Annotated in this window: 21 protein-coding genes and 1 tRNA gene; 7 read left to right on the top strand and 15 right to left on the bottom strand. The window is 64.4% G+C overall.

Annotated features, from left to right (window positions below; all coding sequences use genetic code 11):
- Positions 1–216: 216 nt before the first annotated feature.
- The 6 genes from AQ611_RS15705 to rpoH form a co-directional block, all read right to left on the bottom strand.
- Positions 217–2,706 (bottom strand): family 20 glycosylhydrolase, encoded by a 2,490-nt coding sequence (locus AQ611_RS15705; RefSeq protein ID WP_069235017.1) that lies wholly within the window; start codon positions 2,704–2,706, stop codon positions 217–219.
- Positions 2,707–3,097: 391 nt separating this feature from the next.
- A complete protein-coding gene (cydX, locus tag AQ611_RS15700; protein ID WP_059569674.1) occupies positions 3,098–3,211 on the bottom strand; it encodes a cytochrome bd-I oxidase subunit CydX in 114 nt (37 codons plus the stop codon).
- A gap of 100 nt (positions 3,212–3,311) precedes the next feature.
- The gene (cydB, locus tag AQ611_RS15695; protein WP_069235016.1) at positions 3,312–4,448 is read right to left on the bottom strand and encodes a cytochrome d ubiquinol oxidase subunit II; all 1,137 of its coding nucleotides are present in this window, start codon (positions 4,446–4,448) and stop codon (positions 3,312–3,314) included.
- A 37-nt stretch (positions 4,449–4,485) separates the two neighbouring features.
- Complete coding sequence (locus tag AQ611_RS15690) at positions 4,486–6,081, bottom strand: cytochrome ubiquinol oxidase subunit I (RefSeq protein ID WP_069235015.1); 1,596 nt, start codon at positions 6,079–6,081, stop codon at positions 4,486–4,488.
- Entirely contained in the window at positions 6,068–6,343 is a 276-nt protein-coding gene (gene cydP, locus AQ611_RS15685) for a cytochrome oxidase putative small subunit CydP (RefSeq protein WP_069235348.1), read from the bottom strand. Before cydP ends, AQ611_RS15690 begins: the two co-directional genes overlap by 14 nt.
- Before the next feature lie 397 nt (positions 6,344–6,740).
- Entirely contained in the window at positions 6,741–7,676 is a 936-nt protein-coding gene (rpoH, locus tag AQ611_RS15680) for an RNA polymerase sigma factor RpoH (RefSeq protein ID WP_069235014.1), read from the bottom strand.
- Positions 7,677–8,048: 372 nt separating this feature from the next.
- Here rpoH and AQ611_RS15675 point away from each other — a divergent pair, with 372 nt between their 5' ends.
- From AQ611_RS15675 to AQ611_RS25615, 3 genes are all read left to right on the top strand, one after another.
- On the top strand, positions 8,049–8,621 hold the full coding sequence (locus AQ611_RS15675) for an acyloxyacyl hydrolase (RefSeq protein ID WP_069235013.1): 573 nt from the start codon (positions 8,049–8,051) through the stop codon (positions 8,619–8,621).
- Positions 8,622–8,661: 40 nt separating this feature from the next.
- Complete coding sequence (locus AQ611_RS15670) at positions 8,662–9,048, top strand: nuclear transport factor 2 family protein (RefSeq protein WP_059518030.1); 387 nt, start codon at positions 8,662–8,664, stop codon at positions 9,046–9,048.
- 72 nt (positions 9,049–9,120) lie between these two features.
- On the top strand, positions 9,121–9,417 hold the full coding sequence (locus AQ611_RS25615) for a hypothetical protein (protein WP_146011814.1): 297 nt from the start codon (positions 9,121–9,123) through the stop codon (positions 9,415–9,417).
- Positions 9,418–9,544: 127 nt separating this feature from the next.
- Here the strand turns inward: AQ611_RS25615 and leuA are convergent, their stop codons facing one another.
- The gene (leuA, locus tag AQ611_RS15665) at positions 9,545–11,185 is read right to left on the bottom strand and encodes a 2-isopropylmalate synthase (protein WP_069235347.1); all 1,641 of its coding nucleotides are present in this window, start codon (positions 11,183–11,185) and stop codon (positions 9,545–9,547) included.
- A gap of 385 nt (positions 11,186–11,570) precedes the next feature.
- Positions 11,571–12,551, bottom strand: coding sequence for a DNA-binding protein YbiB (ybiB, locus tag AQ611_RS15660; protein WP_059517753.1), 981 nt, complete (start codon positions 12,549–12,551; stop codon positions 11,571–11,573).
- 614 nt (positions 12,552–13,165) lie between these two features.
- Between ybiB and maiA the strand changes: the two genes are divergently transcribed.
- Positions 13,166–13,813, top strand: a complete 648-nt coding sequence (maiA, locus tag AQ611_RS15655) for a maleylacetoacetate isomerase (RefSeq protein WP_059517755.1) — start codon at positions 13,166–13,168, stop codon at positions 13,811–13,813.
- 161 nt (positions 13,814–13,974) lie between these two features.
- On the opposite strand, the gene ftsY is transcribed toward maiA, so the two are convergent.
- Entirely contained in the window at positions 13,975–15,237 is a 1,263-nt protein-coding gene (gene ftsY / locus AQ611_RS15650; protein WP_069235346.1) for a signal recognition particle-docking protein FtsY, read from the bottom strand.
- A 253-nt stretch (positions 15,238–15,490) separates the two neighbouring features.
- On the opposite strand from ftsY, the gene rsmD reads away from it, so the two are divergent.
- The 3 genes from rsmD (at position 15,491) to AQ611_RS15635 (ending at position 17,081) form a co-directional block, all read left to right on the top strand.
- Positions 15,491–16,120: a 16S rRNA (guanine(966)-N(2))-methyltransferase RsmD gene (rsmD, locus tag AQ611_RS15645; protein ID WP_069235012.1), complete on the top strand. Its 630-nt coding sequence runs from the start codon at positions 15,491–15,493 to the stop codon at positions 16,118–16,120.
- A gap of 132 nt (positions 16,121–16,252) precedes the next feature.
- Positions 16,253–16,753: a pantetheine-phosphate adenylyltransferase gene (gene coaD / locus AQ611_RS15640; protein ID WP_059517759.1), complete on the top strand. Its 501-nt coding sequence runs from the start codon at positions 16,253–16,255 to the stop codon at positions 16,751–16,753.
- A 61-nt stretch (positions 16,754–16,814) separates the two neighbouring features.
- Positions 16,815–17,081 carry a YfhL family 4Fe-4S dicluster ferredoxin gene (locus AQ611_RS15635; RefSeq protein ID WP_069235011.1) on the top strand — a complete coding sequence of 89 codons (267 nt, stop codon included), beginning with the start codon at positions 16,815–16,817 and terminating at the stop codon, positions 17,079–17,081.
- Positions 17,082–17,234: 153 nt separating this feature from the next.
- Here the strand turns inward: AQ611_RS15635 and hisC are convergent, their stop codons facing one another.
- The 6 genes from hisC to ispE form a co-directional block, all read right to left on the bottom strand.
- Positions 17,235–18,302: a histidinol-phosphate transaminase gene (hisC, locus tag AQ611_RS15630; RefSeq protein WP_069235010.1), complete on the bottom strand. Its 1,068-nt coding sequence runs from the start codon at positions 18,300–18,302 to the stop codon at positions 17,235–17,237.
- A gap of 135 nt (positions 18,303–18,437) precedes the next feature.
- The gene (pth, locus tag AQ611_RS15625; protein ID WP_069235009.1) at positions 18,438–19,046 is read right to left on the bottom strand and encodes an aminoacyl-tRNA hydrolase; all 609 of its coding nucleotides are present in this window, start codon (positions 19,044–19,046) and stop codon (positions 18,438–18,440) included.
- A 125-nt stretch (positions 19,047–19,171) separates the two neighbouring features.
- Positions 19,172–19,786 carry a 50S ribosomal protein L25/general stress protein Ctc gene (locus AQ611_RS15620; protein ID WP_059517767.1) on the bottom strand — a complete coding sequence of 205 codons (615 nt, stop codon included), beginning with the start codon at positions 19,784–19,786 and terminating at the stop codon, positions 19,172–19,174.
- Between the two features lie 162 nt (positions 19,787–19,948).
- Positions 19,949–20,905 carry a ribose-phosphate pyrophosphokinase gene (locus tag AQ611_RS15615; protein WP_059518037.1) on the bottom strand — a complete coding sequence of 319 codons (957 nt, stop codon included), beginning with the start codon at positions 20,903–20,905 and terminating at the stop codon, positions 19,949–19,951.
- A gap of 43 nt (positions 20,906–20,948) precedes the next feature.
- Positions 20,949–21,025 (bottom strand) — tRNA-Gln (locus tag AQ611_RS15610).
- A 53-nt stretch (positions 21,026–21,078) separates the two neighbouring features.
- Positions 21,079–21,960 (bottom strand): 4-(cytidine 5'-diphospho)-2-C-methyl-D-erythritol kinase, encoded by an 882-nt coding sequence (gene ispE, locus AQ611_RS15605; RefSeq protein ID WP_069235008.1) that lies wholly within the window; start codon positions 21,958–21,960, stop codon positions 21,079–21,081.
- Positions 21,961–21,990 lie beyond the last annotated feature (30 nt).

Below are 21,990 nucleotides of genomic sequence, written 5' to 3'. Positions count from 1 at the left end.
GGTTCCCGTGCGGGTGGGGCGCAGGGGCCGCGAGCAGTGAGCAAGAGCGGTGACGGCCATCCGAGGCCCGTCACCGCTCTTTTGTTTTTCAGCCAGGGCTGCGTGGCGTTTCCGGCGTCCGGCCGCCGCTGACGTCTCGATCGGCTGGCGCTCGGCCGGCACGGGCCGAGCCATTTATCGGCCCGGCCCCGTGTACCGCCTATCCGCGCATCACTTTCACTCGTTCGTCAGCACGAACGTCGGCTCCCGATACCCAATGCCCGCACGCTGCAGCTTGGCGAGTTCGCGCTGCTTGAGCACCGTCGCGAAGCCCGCCCAGTCGCGTTCGAGCGCGGCCTTGTCGACATGATGGGTGTCGCCGAGCTTGTAGCGCACGCCCGCCGCATAGGGCAACTCCCAGTCCGCCTTGTGCCACGCGCGTTCGGCGAGCGCGAGAAGCCTCGGGTATGCCATGTATTCGAGCAGCCGGTCGTTACGCATCACTTCCCCCCAAGCCTGCCCCTGGATGCCTTCGATTCGCGGTGCGGCGCCGGTGCCCGTCACGTCGAACGGATTGCCGTCGCGATCGCCGAACAACTCGGCGTTTTGCGGCAGGTTTTCCGGCGCGAAGGAGAACACCTTGTACTCGTCCGTCGCATGCGAGCCCCAGTAATAGCCGCGTTCGCGCGGGTTCGTCGTGTACGGGAAATCGAAGTACAAGTAGTCGGGCAGCGCGAGCACGGTCTCGTAACCCTTCGCGCTCCAGTCGCGCGCGCTGTCGGCCGCGCCCCAGAATACGGTGTCCCACAGCGACACCATCACGTGCTTCGTGCTGAAGTCCTGCGGACCGTTCGCATGTTTGAGACCGTCCTGCCAAGCGGCCATCGTGCCGATGCCGTTGGCGGCGACGATCGCGCTGACCTGTTTCGCGAAGCGCGTGGGCAACTCGTCGATCGATTTGATCTCGCCACGCTGCAACAGCGCATTGCACATCGGCGAGCGGGCCCACGGCTTGTCTTGAGCGGCGAGGTCGACGCGCCCCTTGCCGGGATCGGTCCCGTCGAGCGCCTGGAATCCGGCGCCGAGCAGGATGTTCTTCGCCTCGTCGCCGCCGAAGTGCCAGGTGGCGAGCGGCGCTTGCGCGTCGGCGTGCATCGCGGCGATTTCGCGGATCACCTTCGATGCGAAGTTCAGCGCGCCGGGCACGCACGGATTCAGATCGCTGCGCCGGTCGTAGAACTGAACCGTCGTGAGCCGCGACGTGTCCTGCGGATCGAGCAGGCGGTATGCGTTCGCCTCCTGTTCGCGGCCGGCGGCGTGCAGGCGCCGATAGCGCGCTTCCATCGTCACGACGGCCGCGCGCGAGTGCGCAGGCATGTCGATTTCGGGGATCACGTCGACAAAGCGGCTGGCCGCATAGCGCAGCAAGCCGATGTAGTCGTCGCGCGTCAGATAGCCGCCGCCTGAGCGGTTATCGGGCCCCGAGCCGAGTTGCGGCAGCAGGCAGCGCGTTTCGCCCGGATCGTGGCAGCGGCGCGCGCCGATCTCGGTCAACTCCGGCAGCCCCGGAATCTCGATCCGCCAGCCTTCGTCGTCGGACAGATGCAGGTGCAGCCGGTTGAGCTTGTATGCGCTCATCTGGTCGATCAGGCGGCGCAGCGTCGCGGGATGCTTGAAATTGCGCGCGAGATCGACGTGCATTCCGCGGTGCGGGAAGCGCGGCGCGTCTTCGACGAGCATCGCGGGAATCCGTCCGCCGCCCGCGGGCGTGAGCGAAAAGAGCGTCTGCACGCCATAGTAGAGGCCGGCGGTATCGTAGCCTTCGATAAATGCGCCGCGCGGGCCGATCGTGAGCCGGTAGCCGCCCGGCACCGCGATATCGGCGGGCAGCCGGCGCGGCGCGAGCATGCCCGCGACCGGCGCGCCGTTCCCGCTGTCGAGCCCCAGCGTGCCGGCGCGCTCGCGCAGCGCGGCGACGTGCGTGGGCGCGAGATCCGGCAGCATCAGCGCGACGCCGCGCAGTTCGAGCGCGCCGCCGAGCGCGCGCTGGCGCTTCACGCTAGGCAGCGCGCGGCTCGTGACCGGCTGCGCGGCCACGGCCGGCGCGTTGCCGGCCGAGTTGCTCTGCGCATCGGCGGGCAGGGATTCGACGTAGCGCGTTTCGTCGTCGGTGTCGTTGTAGCGGAGCACCGCGGGCGCCGCGCCGGCGACGACGACATACGGTCGAGGCAGCACGTCGCTGTAGCGCAGGAACCAGTATTCGGCGACGAACGGCAACTCGACGCGCTCGCCCGGCGCGAGTTTGAGCGCGCCCGGTTGCGGCGTCAGCTCGTACAGATCGCCCGTCAGGTGGCGCAGCGTGAAGCCCGGCCGATCGATCTTGAAGAGCCGGCGGATGCTGTGCAGATAGAGCCGCCAGCCGCCGTCCGTGATGAGCTGGCGGCCGCGATTTTGCAGGATCAAGCGGCCGGTCGCGCAGCTTGCCCAGTCGGCGCCGAGATTCGCGCACGGCACGCCGGCCGATGCAGCGTGGTTGTTGTCGATGGCGACACGCAGCGCGAGGCTGTTCGACAGCAGAGCCGCAAGCGTGCCGGGCACGACGGGGCGTGCTGGGCTCGCCGCCGGGCCGGCGGTTTCGGGCACGGCAAGCTGCGCGGGCGCGGCGACCGGCAGCAAAGTGGCCACGGCCAGCCAGCCGGCACCAAAAAGACGGGGAATCAGGTTCATGTGGAGTCCTTGGAAAAGGTACGGCGATACGACGCCGTTGGATTACGTCGCTGCAATCGGGTCTTTCAAGGAAGCGGGAAAAAGGCCGCCGCGAGCGGGCCGTGGCGAAAGCGGCAGCGCAGGCCGAACGGGAACTGGGATGTCTCCTCCGCCAATGGGATGCGGCCTGTCGACGGCCTCCAGAGGATCTTATGAAACCTTTTATTGGTGTTCAAGTGGTATTAATTTGGATTTGTATTGGCATTGAATTTGGCGAAAAAAAAGCTCTCGCGTGAGGCGAGAGCGTGGTTTGTTGCAAGCGATCGATCGTTGATCGCGTGAGGCGGTGGAGCGCGGACGTTCGCGCGGCGCTTGACTGCTTACGCCTGCGCCGTGGCGTGTGCGCTGCCCGTCATGCCCGCGTCACGCCCGAGCCGCGTTTTTGACGCGCCTCGAGCCACATTGCATTGATCGTGCCGAATGCGAGCGCGACGCCGATGCCGAGAATCCAACTGAAGTACCACATGATTCGACTCCTTCCGATTTCTTGCTTCTTGCGAACGGTTCCAACGTTGCGCGAATCCGGCGCTGCCGCCCAAGCGGACCGGCGCCGGTCGAGCGCAACGTTAATACATTGAATGCCGGTTTTCGTGGAGCACGTCCGGCGTGACTTTGCCGCGCACCACGCGGTACACCCAGCCCGTATAGACCAGGATGAGCGGCAGGAACACGATCACGGCGCCGAGCATCACCTCGAGCGTCAGGCGGCTGGAGGTCGAATCCCAAACGGTGAGGCTGCTCCTCGGGTCAAGCGAAGACGGCATGATGAACGGGAACATCGAAAAGGCCGCGGTCAGAATCACGCCGACGATCGTGAGGCCGGTGCAAACAAACGCGGTCTTCTCGCGCTTCGAACCGGCCAGCCATGCCGCGATCAAGCCGCCCGCGATGCCGACAGCGGGGGCGGCGAGCATCCATGGATACTGGCCGTAGTTCGCGAACCAGAGGCCCGAGCCGGCCGCGACCTGCTTGACGAGCGGGTTCGCGACAGTATCGACGGGCGCCGCCTGCGTGATCCGATAGCCGTCGACGAATGACGCGACGAGCACGCCCGCGATCGCGAACAGCACGGCCGCGGCGAGCGCCGATACGCGCAGCGCGAACGTGGCGCGCTTGGCGATCGCGCCGTCCGTCTTCATTTTGACGAACGCGGCGCCGTGGGCGACGAACATCGCCAGGCTCACCAGCCCGCACAGCAGCGCGAACGGATTCAGCAGCGCCCAGAAACTGCCGTGATAGCTGACGCGCAGGTCGCTGTCGAATGCGAACGGCACGCCTTGCAGCAGATTGCCGAACGCGACGCCGAACACCAGCGCGGGCACGAAGCCGCCGGCGAACAGTCCCCAGTCCCAGCATGCGCGCCAGCGCGGATCGTCGCGCTTGCTCCGATAGTCGAAGCCGACCGGGCGGAAGAACAGCGCAAACAGCACGAGCAGCATCGCGAAGTAGAAGCCCGAGAACGACGCCGCATAGACGAGCGGCCACGCGGCGAACATCGCGCCGCCCGCCGTGATGAGCCACACCTGGTTGCCTTCCCAGGTCGCGCCGACCGTGTTGACGACGATACGGCGTTCGTCGTCGGTCTTGCCGATGAACGGCAGCAGAACGGTCGCGCCCATGTCGAAGCCGTCGGTCAGCGAGAAGCCGATGATCAGCGCGCCGACGAGCACCCACCAGATCACCTTGAGCGTTGCGTAGTCCATAGCAGTTCCTTATTCGAATTCGATCGTGCGGCGCGCATCACGCGGCCGTCTTGCCGACGGCGTTGCCGAGCCCTTGCACGGCCTGCTCATAGTGATAGCGGCCGGTGTGCAGCGACGACGGTCCAAGCCGCGCGTACTTGAACATCAGCGTGATTTCGACGATGAACAGCACCGTGTAGAACAGGATGAAGCCGGCGAGACTCAGGTACAGGTCGGTGGGAGTGAGGCTCGATGCGGACAGGTGCGTCGGCAGGATGCCGGCGATCGTCCACGGCTGGCGGCCCACTTCGGCAACGACCCAGCCGAACTCGGCGGCGAGCCACGGCAGCGGAATCGCCCACACGGCCCAGCGCAGGAACCAGCGGCGCTTGTCTTGCAGCAACTGACGGCGCGCGCAGAACCAGAACGCGGCGATGAACGTCGCGAGGAACAGCACACCGAGGAACACCATGATGCGGAACGAGAAGAACACAGGCGCAACCGGCGGGATGGTCCGCTTCGCGGCCGCCTTGATCTGTTCGGCAGTCGCATCCGTCACGTTCGGCGTGAACTGCTTGAGCATCAGCCCGTAGCCGAGATATTGCTTGTGCGCGTCGAAGGTCGCCTTCGTCTCGGCGCTGGTATCGCCCGACTTCAGCTTCTGCAGCGCGCCGTAAGCGATCATGCCGCTTCGGATGTGCGCCTCGCTGTACTTCGCGAGATCGCGCAAGCCGATCACCGGCTCGTCGATCGAGCGCGTGGCAATCAGCCCGAGCGCATACGGAATGCGGATGGCGTAATCGGTCCGTTCGGCCTGCTGGTTAGGGATGCCGATCAACGTGAACGATGCGGGCGCCGGCTGCGTCTCCCATTCGGATTCGATAGCGGCAAGCTTCATCTTTTGCACTTCCCCCGTCGTATAACCGGATTCGTCGCCGAGCACGATCACGCACAGCGTCGACGCGAGCCCGAAGCCCGCCGCGACCGCGAACGAGCGCAGCGCGAAATCGATGTCGCGGCGCTTGAGCAGATACCACGCCGAGATGCCGAGCACGAACATCGACGCGGTCACGTAGCCGGCCGACACGGTATGCACGAACTTCACCTGAGCGACCGGATTGAAGATCACGTCGAAGAGATTCGTCAGCTCCATGCGCATCGTCTGGTAGTTGAATTCGGCGCCGACCGGGTTGTTCATCCAGCCGTTCGCGACGAGAATCCACAGCGCCGACAGGTTCGAGCCAAGCGCGACGAGGAACGTGACGATCAGGTGCTGGACTTTCGACAGTCGCTTCCAGCCGAAGAAGAACAGCCCGACGAACGTCGATTCGAGAAAGAACGCCATCAGCCCTTCGACGGCGAGCGGCACGCCGAAGATATCGCCGACGTAATGCGAGTAGTAAGACCAGTTCGTGCCGAACTGGAATTCGAGCGTGATGCCGGTGGTCACGCCCATGGCGAAGTTGATCCCGAAGAGCTTGCCCCAGAACTGGGTCATGTCCTTGTAGACTTCCTTGCCGGTCATCACATAAACCGCTTCCATGATGACGAGCAGCCACGACAGGCCGAGCGTGAGCGGGACAAATAAAAAATGGTAGAGCGCGGTAATGCCGAACTGCAGACGTGACAGTTCGACGACTTCACTGCTTATCATGGCGGTCTCCGTGGGTGGATGCGTGTGGCGGCGCCGACAGCAGCTGCGTGGCGACGACGGCAGGCGGCAGCGACATGTGCTCGGCCTGCGGATGGTTGAAGAATGCGTATTTGAGCGCGACGAGCAGGATCAGCTTGACGATCAGCACGAGCGTAATGTCGCGCGCGAAGCTCGGGCCTTGAACCCATTCGGCGATCCGGCCGCGCCGGCCGGCCGGCGTTGGGGGATGCGGCGTTTTTTTGTCGGCGAGAGTCGAAGCCATGATGTCCAGAATGACGCGATAGGCATGGAGCGGCGCCGGCTTCGCAATGCGCTCGGACGCACGCGGCATGGCTTGGCCGGTCATCCCAATTGTAGGAGGACTCCTTGCCAACTCGGTGTATGGCGCTGCGGCACACCGTCGCTAAATGCGTGGGGAAATTTGAGTTGGCTCAATAAGTGAGCGCATCGGGCAGGGTCGGGTGAAATTTTGCGCCGCATTGGCCACTGAACCAGCCGCGAATCCGCGCGCGGGCGCCATGAAAAAAATCATTGGAAGCGCTTGGCGCAGCCGGACGGCGGAAGAGGCGAACCGCAGTGGCGGCCGCAAATGAAAAAGCCCGCTGTCGAATGACAGCGGGCTTGCGCCGAACACGTGGCGGCCCGGTCGGGCCGCTCTTTCATGCGTATGCGGCGAGCGCCGTGCGCATCTTTTTCATTGCGCTCGCCTCGATTTGGCGAATGCGCTCCGCCGACACGCCGAATTCGGCGGCGAGATCGTGCAGCGTCGAGCCGCCCGAACCGTCGTCGTCGACGTTCAGCCAGCGCGCCTCGATGATTCGGCGGCTGCGCGCGTCGAGCGAATCGAGCGCTTGCGCAATGCCGTCCGTCTGCAGCATGTCGCGCTGCCGCGCGGCGAGCACGGCGGTCGGCTCGTTATGCGAATCGGCAAGATAGGCGATCGGCGCGTATGACTCCTCGCCGTCTTCGACCTGGCCTTCGAGCGCGATATCGCCGCCCGCGAGACGGGTTTCCATCTCGGCGACTTCCTCGCGCTTGACATTCAGCTCTTGCGCGAGGCCGTCGATTTCCTCCGGCGTGAACGCCTGAGTGCCTTTCTTGTGGCTGCGCAGATTGAAGAACAGCTTGCGTTGCGCCTTCGTCGTCGCGACCTTCACCATCCGCCAGTTGCGCAGGATGTATTCGTGAATCTCGGCCTTGATCCAATGAATCGCATACGACACGAGCCGCACGTTTTGCGCGGGGTCGAAGCGCTTGACTGCCTTCATCAGGCCGATGTTGCCTTCCTGAATCAGGTCGCCGTGGGGCAGGCCGTAGCCGAGATAGTTGCGCGAGATCGACACGACGAGCCGCAGGTGCGACAGCACGAGCCGGCGCGCGGCGTCGAGGTTGTTGTGCTCGCGGTACTCGGTTGCGTACTGACGCTCTTCGTCGGGCGTGAGCAGCGGAATCCGGTTGACGGCCTGGATATACGCGTCGATGTTGCCAAGCTGGCCGGGCAGCATCGAATGAGATGCGAGCATCAGCGAGCCTGCCGATGCGGCCTTAGCGGACGCCGGGCACAGGGTATTCGGAAGGGTCAATGCGTTGCTCACGTAAAAAACTCCTTTGGAATCAGGGACAAACCCCGTCAGTGAAACGATTCCAGGCTTAATCTTAGCACTCCATCAACCGGAGTGCTAATTCTTAGAAGGCTTGCGGCCGCCGGAGTTCCCATTTTTGCTATCGCTTTTTCAAATTGATAGCTGCTCTTGAGATGCCATTCTAGCTGGCATACGTAAGCTATTGTTTTGCGGGCGATTCAAACAAATGCTGCTGATTCTTGTGGAAACAGAAGAAAACCATTTCGTCCGACGATGCCGACCGAAAAAGTCCTTTACCATAAGATGCTGTTCGCTCGAGCCGGCTGTCATCCACCGATAGGTGGCGGCGAGGCTCTATTCAACCTGAGAAGTTGGAGTGACTAAATGAACTATAAGAAGAATCGCGCTCGGACAGGGCGGGCAGTTGCGCGGATTGCCGTCGCGGTCGCATTGCTGGGGGTTTCCGGCGTCGCTTGCGCGGACCGTTGGGGTTTGCAACTCGGCGGCGGCATCGGCGACCATGATGTGAAGAAGGGCGATATCGCCGTGGTCTGGGATCCGAATTGGAGTTGGTGGGAAATCGGCGGCTGGCATTTCGCGTTCGTTGCCGAGGGGCACGTATCGTACTGGCGGTACACGGGCGACGCGGCGATTCACAGCAACGTCTGGGAATTCGGCGCGACGCCGGTGCTGCGCTTCATCAAGGGTTCGGGCTATGTGCGGCCGTTCATTGAGGCGGGCGTCGGCGTGCGTCTTCTCACGCATCCGACGATTTCGAGTCGTTACTCGATGTCGACGGCGTTCCAGTTCGCCGATATGGTGGGCATCGGCGCACAATTCGGGGATCGTCAGCAGTATCAAGCTGGTTTTCGCTTTCAGCACGAATCCAACGCAGGTATCAAACATCCGAATCCTGGTATAAATTTCAGCCAACTCTACGTGCAGTACAACTTCTGACCGGCGCGCGTATGCGCGCCCGCAGTTGAGGAGTATGGCGATGGTGGCGAAGGGGATCGATGCGATTCGCGCGCTCGAGCGCGACCGGTTTCGTGCGATGGTCGACGGCGACGGCGAGGCGCTCGATGCGTTGTTGTCCGACGGTGTCTACTTCGTGCACACGAACGGCAAGCGCGAAACCAAGCAGCAGTTCATCGACGCGATCGTGACCGGCCGTCGCCGCTATCGGCAGATCGAGATTCAGTCGCAGGACGTGCTGCCGCTCGGCGAGGCCACTTTTGTCGTCGCCGGGCGCGCGCTGGTCGAAATGGAAACCAACAACGGCGGTTTGGTGTTTCCGATCGCGTACACCGCGGTGCAGACGCAGGAGAAAGGCCGCTGGCGCCTTCTCGCGTGGCAGGCAACCCGCTGCGCGACCGAGGGCTAGAAAGAAGTCCCTCGTGCCCGTGACGGGCTTGCGCGGACGGCCAAGTCGGCGAAAGCACTCAATTCGGCGAATATGCGTTTGCGCCTGCCGATTCCGCCGGCGCAGCTCACTGCTGCGATCGTCGTTCGTGGCTATCGTGCATCCCTTCCGGCGCGGTATCGCTATTGCCGGGCAAACGCGTGCGCGCGCGCCCGCTACGGGGATGCGCACGCGTGCATATCCGGCGGCCATTTTTCCCAAAGCGCCGGTGGTTTATTGCCGATTATTTTTATTGAGTTGGGTTTTGTGGTTTTTGGCGAATTTTCGATCGAAACAAGAAGGATTGACGGGCCCCTGATCGGGGCCTTTTCGTTTGCAGCGGCTTCGTGAGCCGCGATTTCGCGCCGGCGCCGCGGATCTCGCCTGCGCCGGCAACGCGCGCCGTGGTGCGCCGCGCGTTACAGCCCGTACTGGCCGGTTCGCTCTGCTTGATGGTGACGGCGTGCGCCCGAGCCGCTCAGGCGGCCGCCCGCCGCTTGTCACGGCTCCATGCCGAGCGGTTGATCGCGCTCACGACCGCCTCCGTGCCTGCGGCGGCCGGATCGCGGTGAACGCCGACGCCATGCCGCAGTGTCGCGCCGCCGACCTTTGCGCCGACGAATACCGCGATGTCGCCTTGTGCGGTGCGCTCGGCCTCACACGACACCACCTCGATTGCCACGCCTGCCGCCGCGGCGAATGCGGCGGCCGACTGCCGCACCGCGCTTGGCGCGTCACCGGCGGGCGCAAGCGCGATCTCGCGATCGAGCCAGCTCGCCGATGCGCCAGCCCGCGCGGCGGGCCCGGCCGTTTGCAGATACTCGCTCGCGAAGAGCGTACAGATTGCGTCCGCGGTCATTTCCTCACCCGAAGCGTCGGCCGAGGCCTGCACGACGTGGCTGAATTCGATCTGCACGCGCCGCGGCGGCGTAAACCCCATCCCGCGCTCGAGCAGATAGGTCGCGCCACCCTTGCCGGATTGGCTGTTCACGCGAATCACCGCGTCATAGCTGCGGCCGAGATCGGCGGGATCGATCGGCAGATAGGGCACCTCCCAGCGCGCGTCGGGCTGCTGCTGCGCGAAGCCCTTGCGGATCGCATCCTGATGCGAGCCCGAGAACGCGGTGAAAACGAGATCGCCCGCGTAAGGATGGCGTGGATGCACGGGAATCTGGTTGCAGCGCTCGACGGTGTGCCGCACCGCGTCGATATCGGAGAAATCGAGACCCGGATCGATGCCCTGCGTGTACAGGTTCAGCGCGAGCGTGACGAGGTCGACGTTGCCGGTGCGCTCGCCGTTGCCGAACAGGCAGCCCTCGATGCGCTCCGCGCCCGCGAGCAGCGCGAGTTCGGCCGCGGCCACGGCAGTACCGCGATCGTTGTGCGGATGCACGGACAGCACGATGCTGTCCCGGTAGCTGAGATGGCGGTCCATCCACTCGATCTGGTCGGCGAACACGTTCGGCGTGGCCGCTTCGACGGTCGCGGGCAGGTTCACGATCATCTTGCGCTCGCGCGTGGGCCGCCAAGTTTGCGCAACCGCGTCGCACACCTCGCGCGCGAACGACAGCTCGGTCATGCTGAACGTCTCGGGCGAGTATTGAAAGGTCCAATGCGTGCCGGGGCGCGCCCGCGCGTGCTCCTTGATGAGCCGGGTGCCGTCGACGGCGAGCGCCTTCACTTCTTCCTTCGACGCGCCAAATACGATCCGGCGAAACGACGGGCAGATTGCGTTGTACAGATGGACGATCGCGCGCGGCGCGCCTTCGAGCGCGTCGAACGTGCGCGCGATCAGATCCTCGCGCGATTGCACGAGCACTTCGATCGTCACGTCGTCGGGAATGCGTTTTTCGACGATCAGCTTGCGCACGAAATCGAAGTCGGTCTGCGAAGCCGACGGAAACCCGACTTCGATTTCCTTGAAGCCGATCGCGACGAGTCTCTCGAAAAACTCGAGCTTCTTGTCGATGCTCATCGGCTCGATGAGTGCCTGATTGCCGTCGCGCAGATCGGTGCTCATCCAGACCGGCGCGCGCTCGATCGTGCGGCTCGGCCATCGGCGTGCGTTGATGCGCACGGGTTCGAACGGTCGGTATTTGTCGGCGGGATTGCGTTGCATCGTGACCTCGAGTGTCGAGTCGCGAGCGAAGACAATGACGGCATGACGCGCCGGTAGGCGCCGCCTGCGCACGCTCATGCCGGATTGCATGACGCACGCGGGAATCTTCGCATTTCGCCCGACGGATCGACGGACGAAGGCTGACGACTATGGGTTGTAAAAAACAGCGAGAAGGAAACTGCGGGAACTGCTAAGGGCGGGACCGTGCCGGTGCGGCACGGCGCCACGACAGCTTTACGCTAGTCGTAGCGATAGCGGCCGCGCTAGGCGGCCGGAAGTAATTCGGAGGGTGTTCTGATAGGAACGCATGGCGACAACTCTATGCGAAGTTCGCGGCGGCTGTCAATCATGCGCGCCAAGCGCCGTGCGGCAGCGCACTCGGCGTTTATTCGACGATTCGCGCGAGCCGCACGATCGTCTCGACCTGCGTGGCGATCGTGATCGGCACCGGGATTTCGCCGCGCATGACGGCGTCGGTCCAGGCGGCTGTCGTGGCCGCGTCGCGCGATTCGGGCAACTCGGCGGGCGGCGCATCGGGTGACGAGCGTACCGGCTCGACGACCGTCTCGCACAGTCCGTCATGCAGCCAGTCGATCTGCACCTGGCGGCGCGTGTCGGCGACCGCCTCGCCTTCGGTGCCGCGAGCGAGCAGCGCGCCGCCGGCGGCTGCCGGCGGATGGTTGCGAAACAGTTCGATGAGGCTGTCACGGTACGGCGGGTGGGTGTAGTTGACGAGGCGTAGCCCGGCCGGTTCGAACGGCTGCAGCAGCTTGACGATCGTGTGCGTCGAATTGCGCACGCCCAGCACGCGGCGTAGCGCGATCAGGCGCGCGAGCTTCGGCGCGAGCACGCCGATCGGCGCGAAGGCGACGCGGCGCTCGGCGAGCGTATCCTCGATCTCGTCGTGCGTGCTGCCGGGCGGGATCGACAGTTCGTTGAAGATTTCCGCGCTCGTCACGCGGCCCGGATCGTCGGCGACGCCGTGCACGAGCACGGGCACGCCCTCGCGCGCGAGCAACAGCGCGAGAAGCGGTACGAGGTTCGGCTGCTTGCGCGCGCCGTTATAGCTCGGGATCGATACCGGGCGGAAGACGCCGTCCTGCACGTGCAGCGGCTCGAACGACGCGTGCGCGGCGGCGAGCATCGCCGCCAGCTCGGCAGGCGTTTCGCCTTTGAGCCGATAAGCGATCAGGACCGCGCCGAGTTCGACGTCCGATACGTGGCCGTCCAGTATCGCGCGGTAAAGGGCGAGCGCGTCGTCGAAGGGCAGCGGGCGGGCGCCGTTGGGGCCGCGCCCGATCTCCTTGATGAAGCGGGCACACGCGAAAGGTTCGGGTAGCGGGGCGTTGGCGTCGGAATCGGTCATTGAGGAGCGGGAGCGGCGGCCGGGACTGGGTTCGTTGGTCGAACGGCAACGCGCAACTCGGTATGCAGGGAAATCACTGAGTACCGCATTTGTGTGATTCTTGCAAGCGCAAGTGTTTTTCGGGCGGCCATCGGCGGCTTGGCACGCCGTTGACGGATGGCCGCAGGCATGAGGCGGGTTGTTTGCGGCGCATTGCTGTCTTTATCGCACGGTAATGGCGGCGGGTGCGCATCGGGATGGTGCGAGAATTTGGCAAGCGGGCCTCGTGAAGGCTCCTGCGACGGACAGGCGAGCCGGGCTTCGCCCCCGATCGGGCGCTGAATCGGGCGCCTGCCGGTTCGCCGGCAGGCGCGGCATTCGTTTTTTTAGCGGCGCGCGTCGGGTTGCGCGCCGTGCCGGCCGACACAGCGGCATTCGCCACGTCACGCGCCCCGCATGGCTGCCGGGGACGCGGGCGGCGCGTTACACTTTCGGCCGTTATCGGTTATCGGTTATCGGTTATCGGATCGCGTTCGCCGTTGCGCAACGGGCGGAGCATCTTTTCAGCCGCGCGGCAAGTGCCGGGCAGTGTCAGTCGCAACGGCCGATCGGCGGCCCACGCAATGAGGATCACGATGAAGCTATACAGTTATTTCCGCAGCTCGGCGTCGTTTCGCGTGCGCATTGCGCTGCGTCTGAAGGGGCTGCCGTTCGATTATGTGCCGGTGCACCTGTTGCGCGACGGCGGCCAGCAATTGAAGGACGACTATCGCGCGCTGAATCCGGACGCGCTCGTGCCGACGCTCGTCGACGGCGATTCGCCGCTGCATCAGTCGCTCGCGATCATCGAGTATCTCGACGAAAAGTATCCGGATGTGCCGCTGCTGCCGCACGCGCCGCTCGATCGCGCATACGTGCGCGCGATCGGGTTGTTGGTGGCCTGCGAGATCCACCCGCTGAACAACCTGCGCGTGCTGAAGTACCTGAAGCACACGCTGAAGATCGACGACGACGCAAAAGATGCGTGGTATCGCCATTGGATCGATGACGGATTCGCGAAGCTCGAGGCGCGCCTCGCGCACGATCCGCGCACGGGCAAGCTGTGCTTTGGTGACACGCCGACGCTTGCCGATCTCTGCGTCGTGCCGCAAGTGTTCAATGCGCACCGCTTCGCGATCGACACCACGCGTTATCCGACGATCCAGCGCATTTTCGACCATGCGATGACGTTCGATGCGTTCAAGGCGTCGGTGCCCGCCGCGCAGCCGGACGCGGAGCAGTAGCCGCACACGGTTTTTGCCCGTGCGCGGCAAGCCGCGATCGGCCGATTAGCTGGTTTGCCGAATTATCGGATTGCCGGCCGGATGAAAATCGGCAAACGGGCGTCCCAAATCCCAAAGCGCCGCGCCCGTTCCAGCGCATGCGCCGGCATGATCGCGCGGCGTTAGCCAAGCAGCGCGTCCGCGAATTCTTCCGCGCTGAACGGCTGCAGATCCTCGACCTTCTCGCCGACACCGATGAAATACACCGGAATCGGCCGTTGCCGCGCGATCGCGGCGAGGATGCCGCCCTTCGCGGTGCCGTCGAGCTTGGTGACGATCAGGCCCGTCAGGCCGAGCGCATCGTCGAATGCCTTGACCTGCGTAAGCGCATTCTGGCCGGTATTCGCGTCGATCACGAGCAGGACTTCATGCGGTGCGCCGTCGTGCGCCTTGCCGATCACACGCTTCACCTTGCGCAGTTCCTCCATCAGATGGAGTTGCGTCGGCAGGCGGCCCGCCGTGTCGGCCATCATCACGTCGATTTTGCGCGCGCGCGCCGCGCCGACCGCGTCGAAGATCACCGCGGCCGGATCGCCGCTTTCCTGCTGAACGACGGTCACGTTGTTGCGCTCGCCCCAGATCGCGAGTTGCTCGCGCGCGGCCGCGCGAAACGTGTCGCCCGCCGCGAGCAGCACCGACTGATCGAAGCGCTGCAGATGCTTTGCGAGCTTGCCGATGCTCGTTGTCTTGCCCGCACCGTTGACGCCCGCGATCATCATCACGAGCGGCTGCGCGCGGCCTAGCACGAGCGATTTCTCGAGCGGCGCCAATAGCTCGATGATCAGGTCGCGCAACGCGCGCTTGACTTGCTGCGGATCGGTCAGGCGAGCCGCGCGCACTTTTTCGCGCAGCGCGGTGAGCAAATGCTCGGTCGCGTCGATGCCGGCGTCGGACATCAGCAGCGCCGTTTCGAGTTCTTCATAGAGCGCGTCGTCGATTTTCGTGTTGACGAACACGCTGGTGATGTTCGAACTCGTTTTCGCGAGACCCGATTTCAGCCGCGTCAGCCACGATTTTTTCGCGGCCGGCTCGGCAGCGGGCGGCGGTACGATTTCGACCGTTTCGACCACTTCGCCGTCACGGTTCGCGGATGGCGTGACCGTCACCACGACGGATGGTGACGCTGCGGCGGGCGTGGCGGCCGAGCCGCCTGCGTCGGGCACGGCAGCGGAGGTAGCGGGTATCGGCGGCACGGAGCCGGCTGCCGGCGCATCTTCGTGCGCGGCGGCATCCGCGTGCGCTTCGGGTGCAACTGCCGGCGCCGCTTCGTCGCGCGCGTCGTGTTGCGCAAGCTCGTCTGCCGGATGGTCCGCGTCGGGCGTTGGTTGCGGCTCGGCCGATGTGGCGTCGGGCGCTTTCCTGAATCGTTTGAAAAAGCTGAACATGATTTTGCTTGCGGAAAGAGGCGGGGCGGGCGCGGCACCGGTCGGCCGGCCCGATGCGAGCATCTGAAGGCGCGCCGCCAAGCGCGCCTGAAGCGCGATATTTTATCAGGCGCATGCGGTTCGCCGCTCGCGCGCGGCAAAGGGCGCGCGCCGCTTGTGGTAACGTGCGCGTCATTGCGGTGCGCGGTGCGCAGCTTGTGCTGCGGCGCGGGCCGTTTCCAGCGTTTTTCGTTCGTATCATCGAATTCTTCGTATGTCCCGTACTTCTCCGGCGCGGCCTTCCGCGCCACGCGCTGCGGCAGCGGCAGGCCGAGGCAGGCCGCACACGATCCGCATCATCGGCGGCGATTGGAAGCGCACGCCGCTTCCGGTGCTGGATGTCGATGGCCTGCGACCGACGCCCGACCGCGTGCGCGAGACGCTCTTCAATTGGCTCGGCCAGGATCTCGAAGGCCGGCGCTGCCTCGATCTGTTCGCGGGCAGCGGCGCGCTCGGTTTCGAGGCGGCGTCGCGGGGCGCGGCGAGCGTCGTGATGGTCGAGCGTCATCCACGCGCCGCGCAGCAGTTGCGCGCGCTCAAGGAAAAACTCGCCGCGCGCGCGATCGAGATCGCTGAGGCCGACGCGCTGCGTATCGCCGCCGGTCTCGCGCCCGGCTCGTTCGATGTCGTGTTCATCGATCCGCCGTTCGGCGACGCGGCCGCACTCGCACGTGCGCTTGCGCTTGCGCCGAATCTCGTCGCGCCGGGCGGGCGCCTGTATGTCGAGACGGGCGCGCCGCTCGATCCGGCCGCGCACGCGTCGCTCGCGGGCTGGCAGGTGTGCCGGCACGGCAAGGCGGGCGCTGTTCACTATCATTTGCTGCAACGCGAAAATGATGAATAATGCGCGTTCCAAACGACACGAGCCAGATACGTGTTACCGAGGCGCCGCACCAGGTGACGTGCGCCCATGTCGGCGGTTCGCGCGCGAAGCGCAGGACCGCGACCCCAATTGCCCGATGACAGGAGGCGCGACATGGTAGTCGCTGTGTATCCCGGTACGTTCGATCCGCTCACGCGCGGCCACGAGGATCTTGTGCGGCGTGCATCGAGTATTTTTGATACGCTCGTCGTCGGCGTTGCCGACAGCCGTGCGAAAAAGCCGTTTTTCTCGCTCGAGGAGCGTCTGCAGATTGCGAACGAGGTGCTGGGCCATTACCCGAACGTGAAGGTGATGGGCTTCACCGGTTTGCTCAAGGATTTCGTGCGGGCGAACGACGCGCGCGTGATCGTGCGGGGGCTGCGCGCGGTGTCGGATTTCGAGTATGAGTTCCAGATGGCCGGGATGAACCGCTATCTGCTGCCCGATGTCGAGACGATGTTCATGACCCCGTCGGACCAATATCAGTTCATCTCGGGCACGATCGTGCGCGAGATCGCGCAGTTGGGCGGCGATGTCAGCAAGTTCGTGTTCCCGTCGGTCGAGAAATGGCTGACGGAGAAGGTGACCGCGATGTCCAACGGACCATCCGCGTGAGCGGCCGCGCGCGGCGGCGGCTCTGGCCGGCCGGCCGCGCGTTGGCGCAAGTGAGATCAGTATGGCTTTGATGATTACCGACGAATGCATCAATTGCGACGTTTGCGAGCCCGAGTGCCCGAACGGCGCGATTTCGATGGGTCCGGAAATCTATGTGATCGATCCGAACAAATGCACCGAATGCGTCGGCCATTTCGATGAGCCGCAGTGCCAGCAGGTGTGCCCGGTCGAATGCATCCCGCAGGATCCGGGGCATCCGGAGACGAAGGATCAGTTGATGGCGAAGTATCGCGCGTTGATCGCGCCGCAGGAGCAAGGCGGCGCATGACGTGCGCGGGCGGCAGCGCATGGCCGGGATGGATTTCCGGCGGCGGGCTGCCGGCGCGAACGGCTCACGATTCAGCCGGTTTGCTATCCGGCGCCGTATCCGGATACTGACCGATGCAGGCGAGCCGGTTGAGCCGACCGCCTTGGACCTTGCTCAGACGAGCAGCTCGCGCAACGCCGCGACGAGCGTATCGCATTCGGCGTCGGTGCCGATCGTGATTCGCAGATGCTGATCGATTCGCGGCAGCTTGAAGTGCCGCACGAAAATCTCCCGTTCTTTCAGCCTTGCCGAGAGTGCCGCTGCGTCGTGGCGCGGATGGCGCACGAACACGAAGTTCGCGGCAGACGGCACGACGTCGAAGCCGAGCGCCGCGAGCGCGCCGATGAGCCGCTCGCGGCTTGCGATCACCTGCGCGCGCGTTTTCTCGAACCACGCATCGTCCTCATATGACGCTTGCACCGCGGCCTGCGCGAGACGGTCGAGCGGATACGAGTTGAAGCTGTCCTTGACGCGCGTGAGCGCGTCGATCAGCCCCGCGTCGCCGAACGCAAAGCCGACGCGCATCCCGGCCAGCGAGCGCGCCTTCGATACCGTTTGCACGACAAGCAGATTCGGATAGCGTGCGATTAGCGATACCGCCGATTGCGCGCCGAAGTCGACATACGCTTCGTCGATCACGACGACGGAACTCGGATTCGCGGCGACAATGCACTCGATATCGGCGAGCGGCAGCGCGCGGCCCGTCGGCGCGTTCGGGTTCGGGAACAGCACGCAGCCCGAATCGTCGAGATAGTCGTCGACGCGAATCGAGAAATCGTCGGCAAGCGGTATCGTCTCGTAGGCGATTCGATAGAGTCGCGCATACGTCGGATAGAAGCTGTATGTGATGTCCGGAAAGCGCAGCGGCCGCTCGTGTTGCAGCAGCGCCTGGAACGCGTGTGCGAGCACCTCGTCGGAGCCGTTGCCGGCGAACACCTGCTCGGGCGCGAGCCCGTGATGCGCGGCCACCGTTTCGCGCAGCCGGCGCGCGACGGGGTCCGGATAGCGGCGCAGCGCATCGCCCGTTTCGCCAAGCTCGCGCCGGATCGCGTCGAGCGCACGCGGCGACGGCGGATAAGGGTTTTCGTTCGTGTTCAGTTTGACGGGATGCGCGAGCGCGGGCTGTTCGCCCGGCACATAGGGCTCGAGTCGATGAACGATGTCGCTCCAATAACGGCTCACTACTGGGCTCCTGACGCGATAAAACAATGAGATTAACCGATGCGCACGCCGTGCGCGCGGCACGGGCGAGCCCGTAAAAGACCAAACCGGCGCAATCCGCGAAGCCCGCGCGCCGCCGCGCCTATCCGCAGCCTGTTACGCGCCGCCGTTGCGGTGCAACTGCATCATCGCGCGTTCAAGTTCGCCTTTGATGACGAGCGGCATCACCGCGCGCGCGCGTTCGATCGCCGCGTCGATCACATCCTGCTCTTCCTTGCGCGGCGGCTTCAGCACGAAGTTCGCGACGTCGGGCTTCGCGCCGGCGCGCGCGCTTTCGGGAATCAGCTCGCGCGGATGGCCGATACCGATCCGCAGCCGCCAGTATTGCTGCGACGACAGATGTGCGGAGATGTCCTTGAGGCCGTTGTGCCCGCCACTGCCGCCGCCGAGCTTCAGCTTGACAGCGCCGGGCGGCAGATCGAGTTCGTCGTGCGCGACCAGGATCTGGTCCGGCAGGATCTTGAAGAAATGCGCGAGCGCGACGACCGATTGGCCAGAGCGGTTCATGTAGGTCTGCGGCTCGAGCAGGTGCACCTCTTCGCCAAAGAGCCGTGCCTTTGCATAGCAGCCGTGGAAGCGCCGCTCGTCGCGCAGCGATGCGCCGGCTTCGCGCGCGAGCTGATCGACGAGCCAGAAGCCCGCGTTGTGGCGCGTTGCCGTATATTCTGCCCCGGGATTGCCGAGGCCGACGATCAACTTGATCATGATGTACTCGCCTGTCAGGGCACGCCGCCGCCCTGGTGGGTCGCAACAAAGAAAAACCCGCCGGGCAAGCCGCGGCGGGTCGTCGACCGTTGTGAAAAACGGTCCGGGAAGGCGCTGAAGGGCGCTTAAGCAGCCGGCGTTTCGCCTTCGCCCGCCGCCGCTTCTTCCGACACGGCGCCGGCCGGAATCGTCGCGGAGGCAACCACCGGGTTTTCTGCGTCGACGTGCGGGGTCAGCGCGACGCCCTTCGGCAGTGCGATGTCCTTCGCATGCAGCGACTGGCCCGCTTCGATCTTCGACAGATCGACTTCGAGGAATTCCGGCAGGTCGCCCGGCAGGCACTCGACGTCGATTTCCGTGACGACGTGCGACACGACCGCGCTCGACAGCTTCACGGCCGGGCTCGTTTCCGCGTTCAGGAAGTGCAGCGGCACCTTCGTGTGCAGCTTCTTCTTCGGGTCGATGCGCTGGAAGTCAACGTGCAGCACGAGCTGACGGAACGGATGATATTGCACGTCGCGCAGCAGCACGCGTTGCGACTTGCCTTCGACTTCGAGATCGAGGATCGACGAGTGGAAGGCTTCCTTCTTCAGCGCGTGCCACAGCGCGTTGTGATCGATCTCGATCATTTGCGGCGCGGCTTCGCCACCGTACACGATACCCGTGGTCTTGCCGGCATTACGCAGGCGGCGGCTCGCACCCGTACCTTGCTGTTTGCGCTCGAAAGCGACGACTTTCATGACTTTCTCCAATGACTGCCCGCGACCAGGCAGTAAAACAGGGCCCCGCTATCGCACGGAGCCTTCGACGAACGGCCGGGGGTTCGTCAGTCCCGGCCGATTATGCAAAAAGCGAAGCTCGACGCTTCGCTTTCTGCGCATGCTTTGCAGCGGCGGTTCGTTTTACGATTCCGCGAACAGCGACATCACCGAATCGCCGCGGCGGATTCGCGAGAACGTCTCGGCCAGCAGGCCGGCGCTCGACAGCGCACGAATCTTCGGGCAGCCGAGCGATTCGGCGGACAGCGGGATCGTATCGGTGACGACGAGTTCGTCGAGCGCCGATGCGGCGATCCGGTCGCCCGCGCCGCCCGACAGGACGGGGTGGGTCGCATACGCGAACACCTGCTTCGCGCCACGCTCCTTCAACACTTGCGCGGCCTTGCAGAGCGTGCCGGCGGTATCGACCATGTCGTCCATGATCACGCACGTCCGGCCGTCAACTTCACCGATGATGTTCATCACTTCGGCGACGTTCGCTTTCGGACGGCGTTTGTCGATGATCGCCAGGTCGCAGTTCAACTGCTTCGCGAGCGCGCGGGCGCGCACGACGCCGCCGACGTCCGGCGACACGACGAGCAGATCCGGATGGCTTTGCTTGCGCAGATCGCCGAGCAGGATCGGCGTGGCGTAAATGTTGTCGACCGGGATGTCGAAGAAGCCTTGAATCTGGTCGGCGTGCAGATCCATCGTGATGATCCGCTCGACGCCGGCGATTTCCAGCATGTTCGCGACGACCTTCGCGGAAATCGCGACGCGTGCGGAACGCGGGCGGCGATCCTGGCGCGCGTAGCCGAAGTAGGGGATGGCGGCGGTGATCCGGCCGGCGGATGCGCGCTTCAGCGCATCGACCATGATCATCAGCTCCATCAGGTTGTCATTCGTCGGCGCACACGTGGATTGAAGGACGAAAACATCCTTGCCCCGCACGTTTTCCTGGATCTCGACTTGGATCTCGCCGTCGGAGAAACGGCTGACCATTGCTTTGCCGAGGGGAATACCGAGAATTTTGACGACTTCCTGTGCAAGCGCGGGATTGGCGTTGCCAGTAAAAACCATCAGGCCGTCATGGCTGCTCATCATGCACCTGCTTCGGGCTTAGGCGGGAAATGCGGGAAATGTTTGGCAGGGGAGGAAGGACTCGAACCCTCGCATGCCGGAATCAAAATCCGGTGCCTTGACCAACTTGGCGACTCCCCTACACTCAACTTTGAGCAACATCGGAAGTGTAGGCCATCCGATGCCGCGAAACTTCATGACGCGAAAGCGTAGAGTGGATGCTCACCCAAGCTCTCGGTAACCGTGCTGCTCCAGCCTTCCGGCAATTTGGCTTGCACCGCTTTTGCCTCGTCTTTGCTACCGAATGCCGCAAAAACGCTTGCACCAGAGCCTGTCATCCGAGCGGGGGTCAGATTATAAAACCAATCGACCACCTTTGCAACTTCCGCGTACTGCCTTGTCACAACAGCTTGCATATCATTCCGGCCAAAGCTGTCTGGCCATCCTGCTTCGCTGCCACGCTGTGCAAGAAAGTCCGTAATTGTGACGGGCTTTGAATCCCTTGTCAACGATTTATCGGAAAAAATCGCTGCGGTCGGAACATGAACCGATGGTGTCACAACCAAGAACCAACGAGGCGGTAATTCTACCTGTTGGAGCGCTTCTCCGATACCCTCGGCGAATGCATTTTTTCCGAATACGAAGAACGGTACGTCCGCGCCGAGCTTGACCGCCAGCGCCTGCAATTCCGCGCGTGGCAGATCGAGGCGCCAGAGCCGGTTCAGCGCGAGCAGCGTCGTTGCCGCGTCGGAGCTGCCGCCGCCCAAGCCCGCGCCCATCGGCAGGCGTTTGTCGATTTCGATGTCGACGCCGGCCGCGACGCTGGCGTGCGTCTTAAGCAGCAAGGCCGCGCGCACCACGAGGTCGGCTTGCGCCGGCACGCCCGGCACGTCGGTCTTGCGCGAGACTTGGCCGTCGTCGCGCAACGTGAAGTGCAGCACGTCGCCCCAGTCGAGCAATTGGAACACGCTTTGCAGTTCATGGTAGCCGTCCGGACGGCGGCCCGTGATATGCAGGAACAGGTTCAGTTTCGCCGGGGCGAGGCAGTTGCGCAGCGAGCGGGTCGTATCGGTCATGCGAAAAACTTTTTCGAACAAAAATGCACG

This window comes from Burkholderia singularis, from assembly GCF_001718875.1.
GTDB lineage: Bacteria > Pseudomonadota > Gammaproteobacteria > Burkholderiales > Burkholderiaceae > Burkholderia > Burkholderia singularis.
This window is presented reverse-complemented; position numbering and strand designations above follow the sequence as displayed.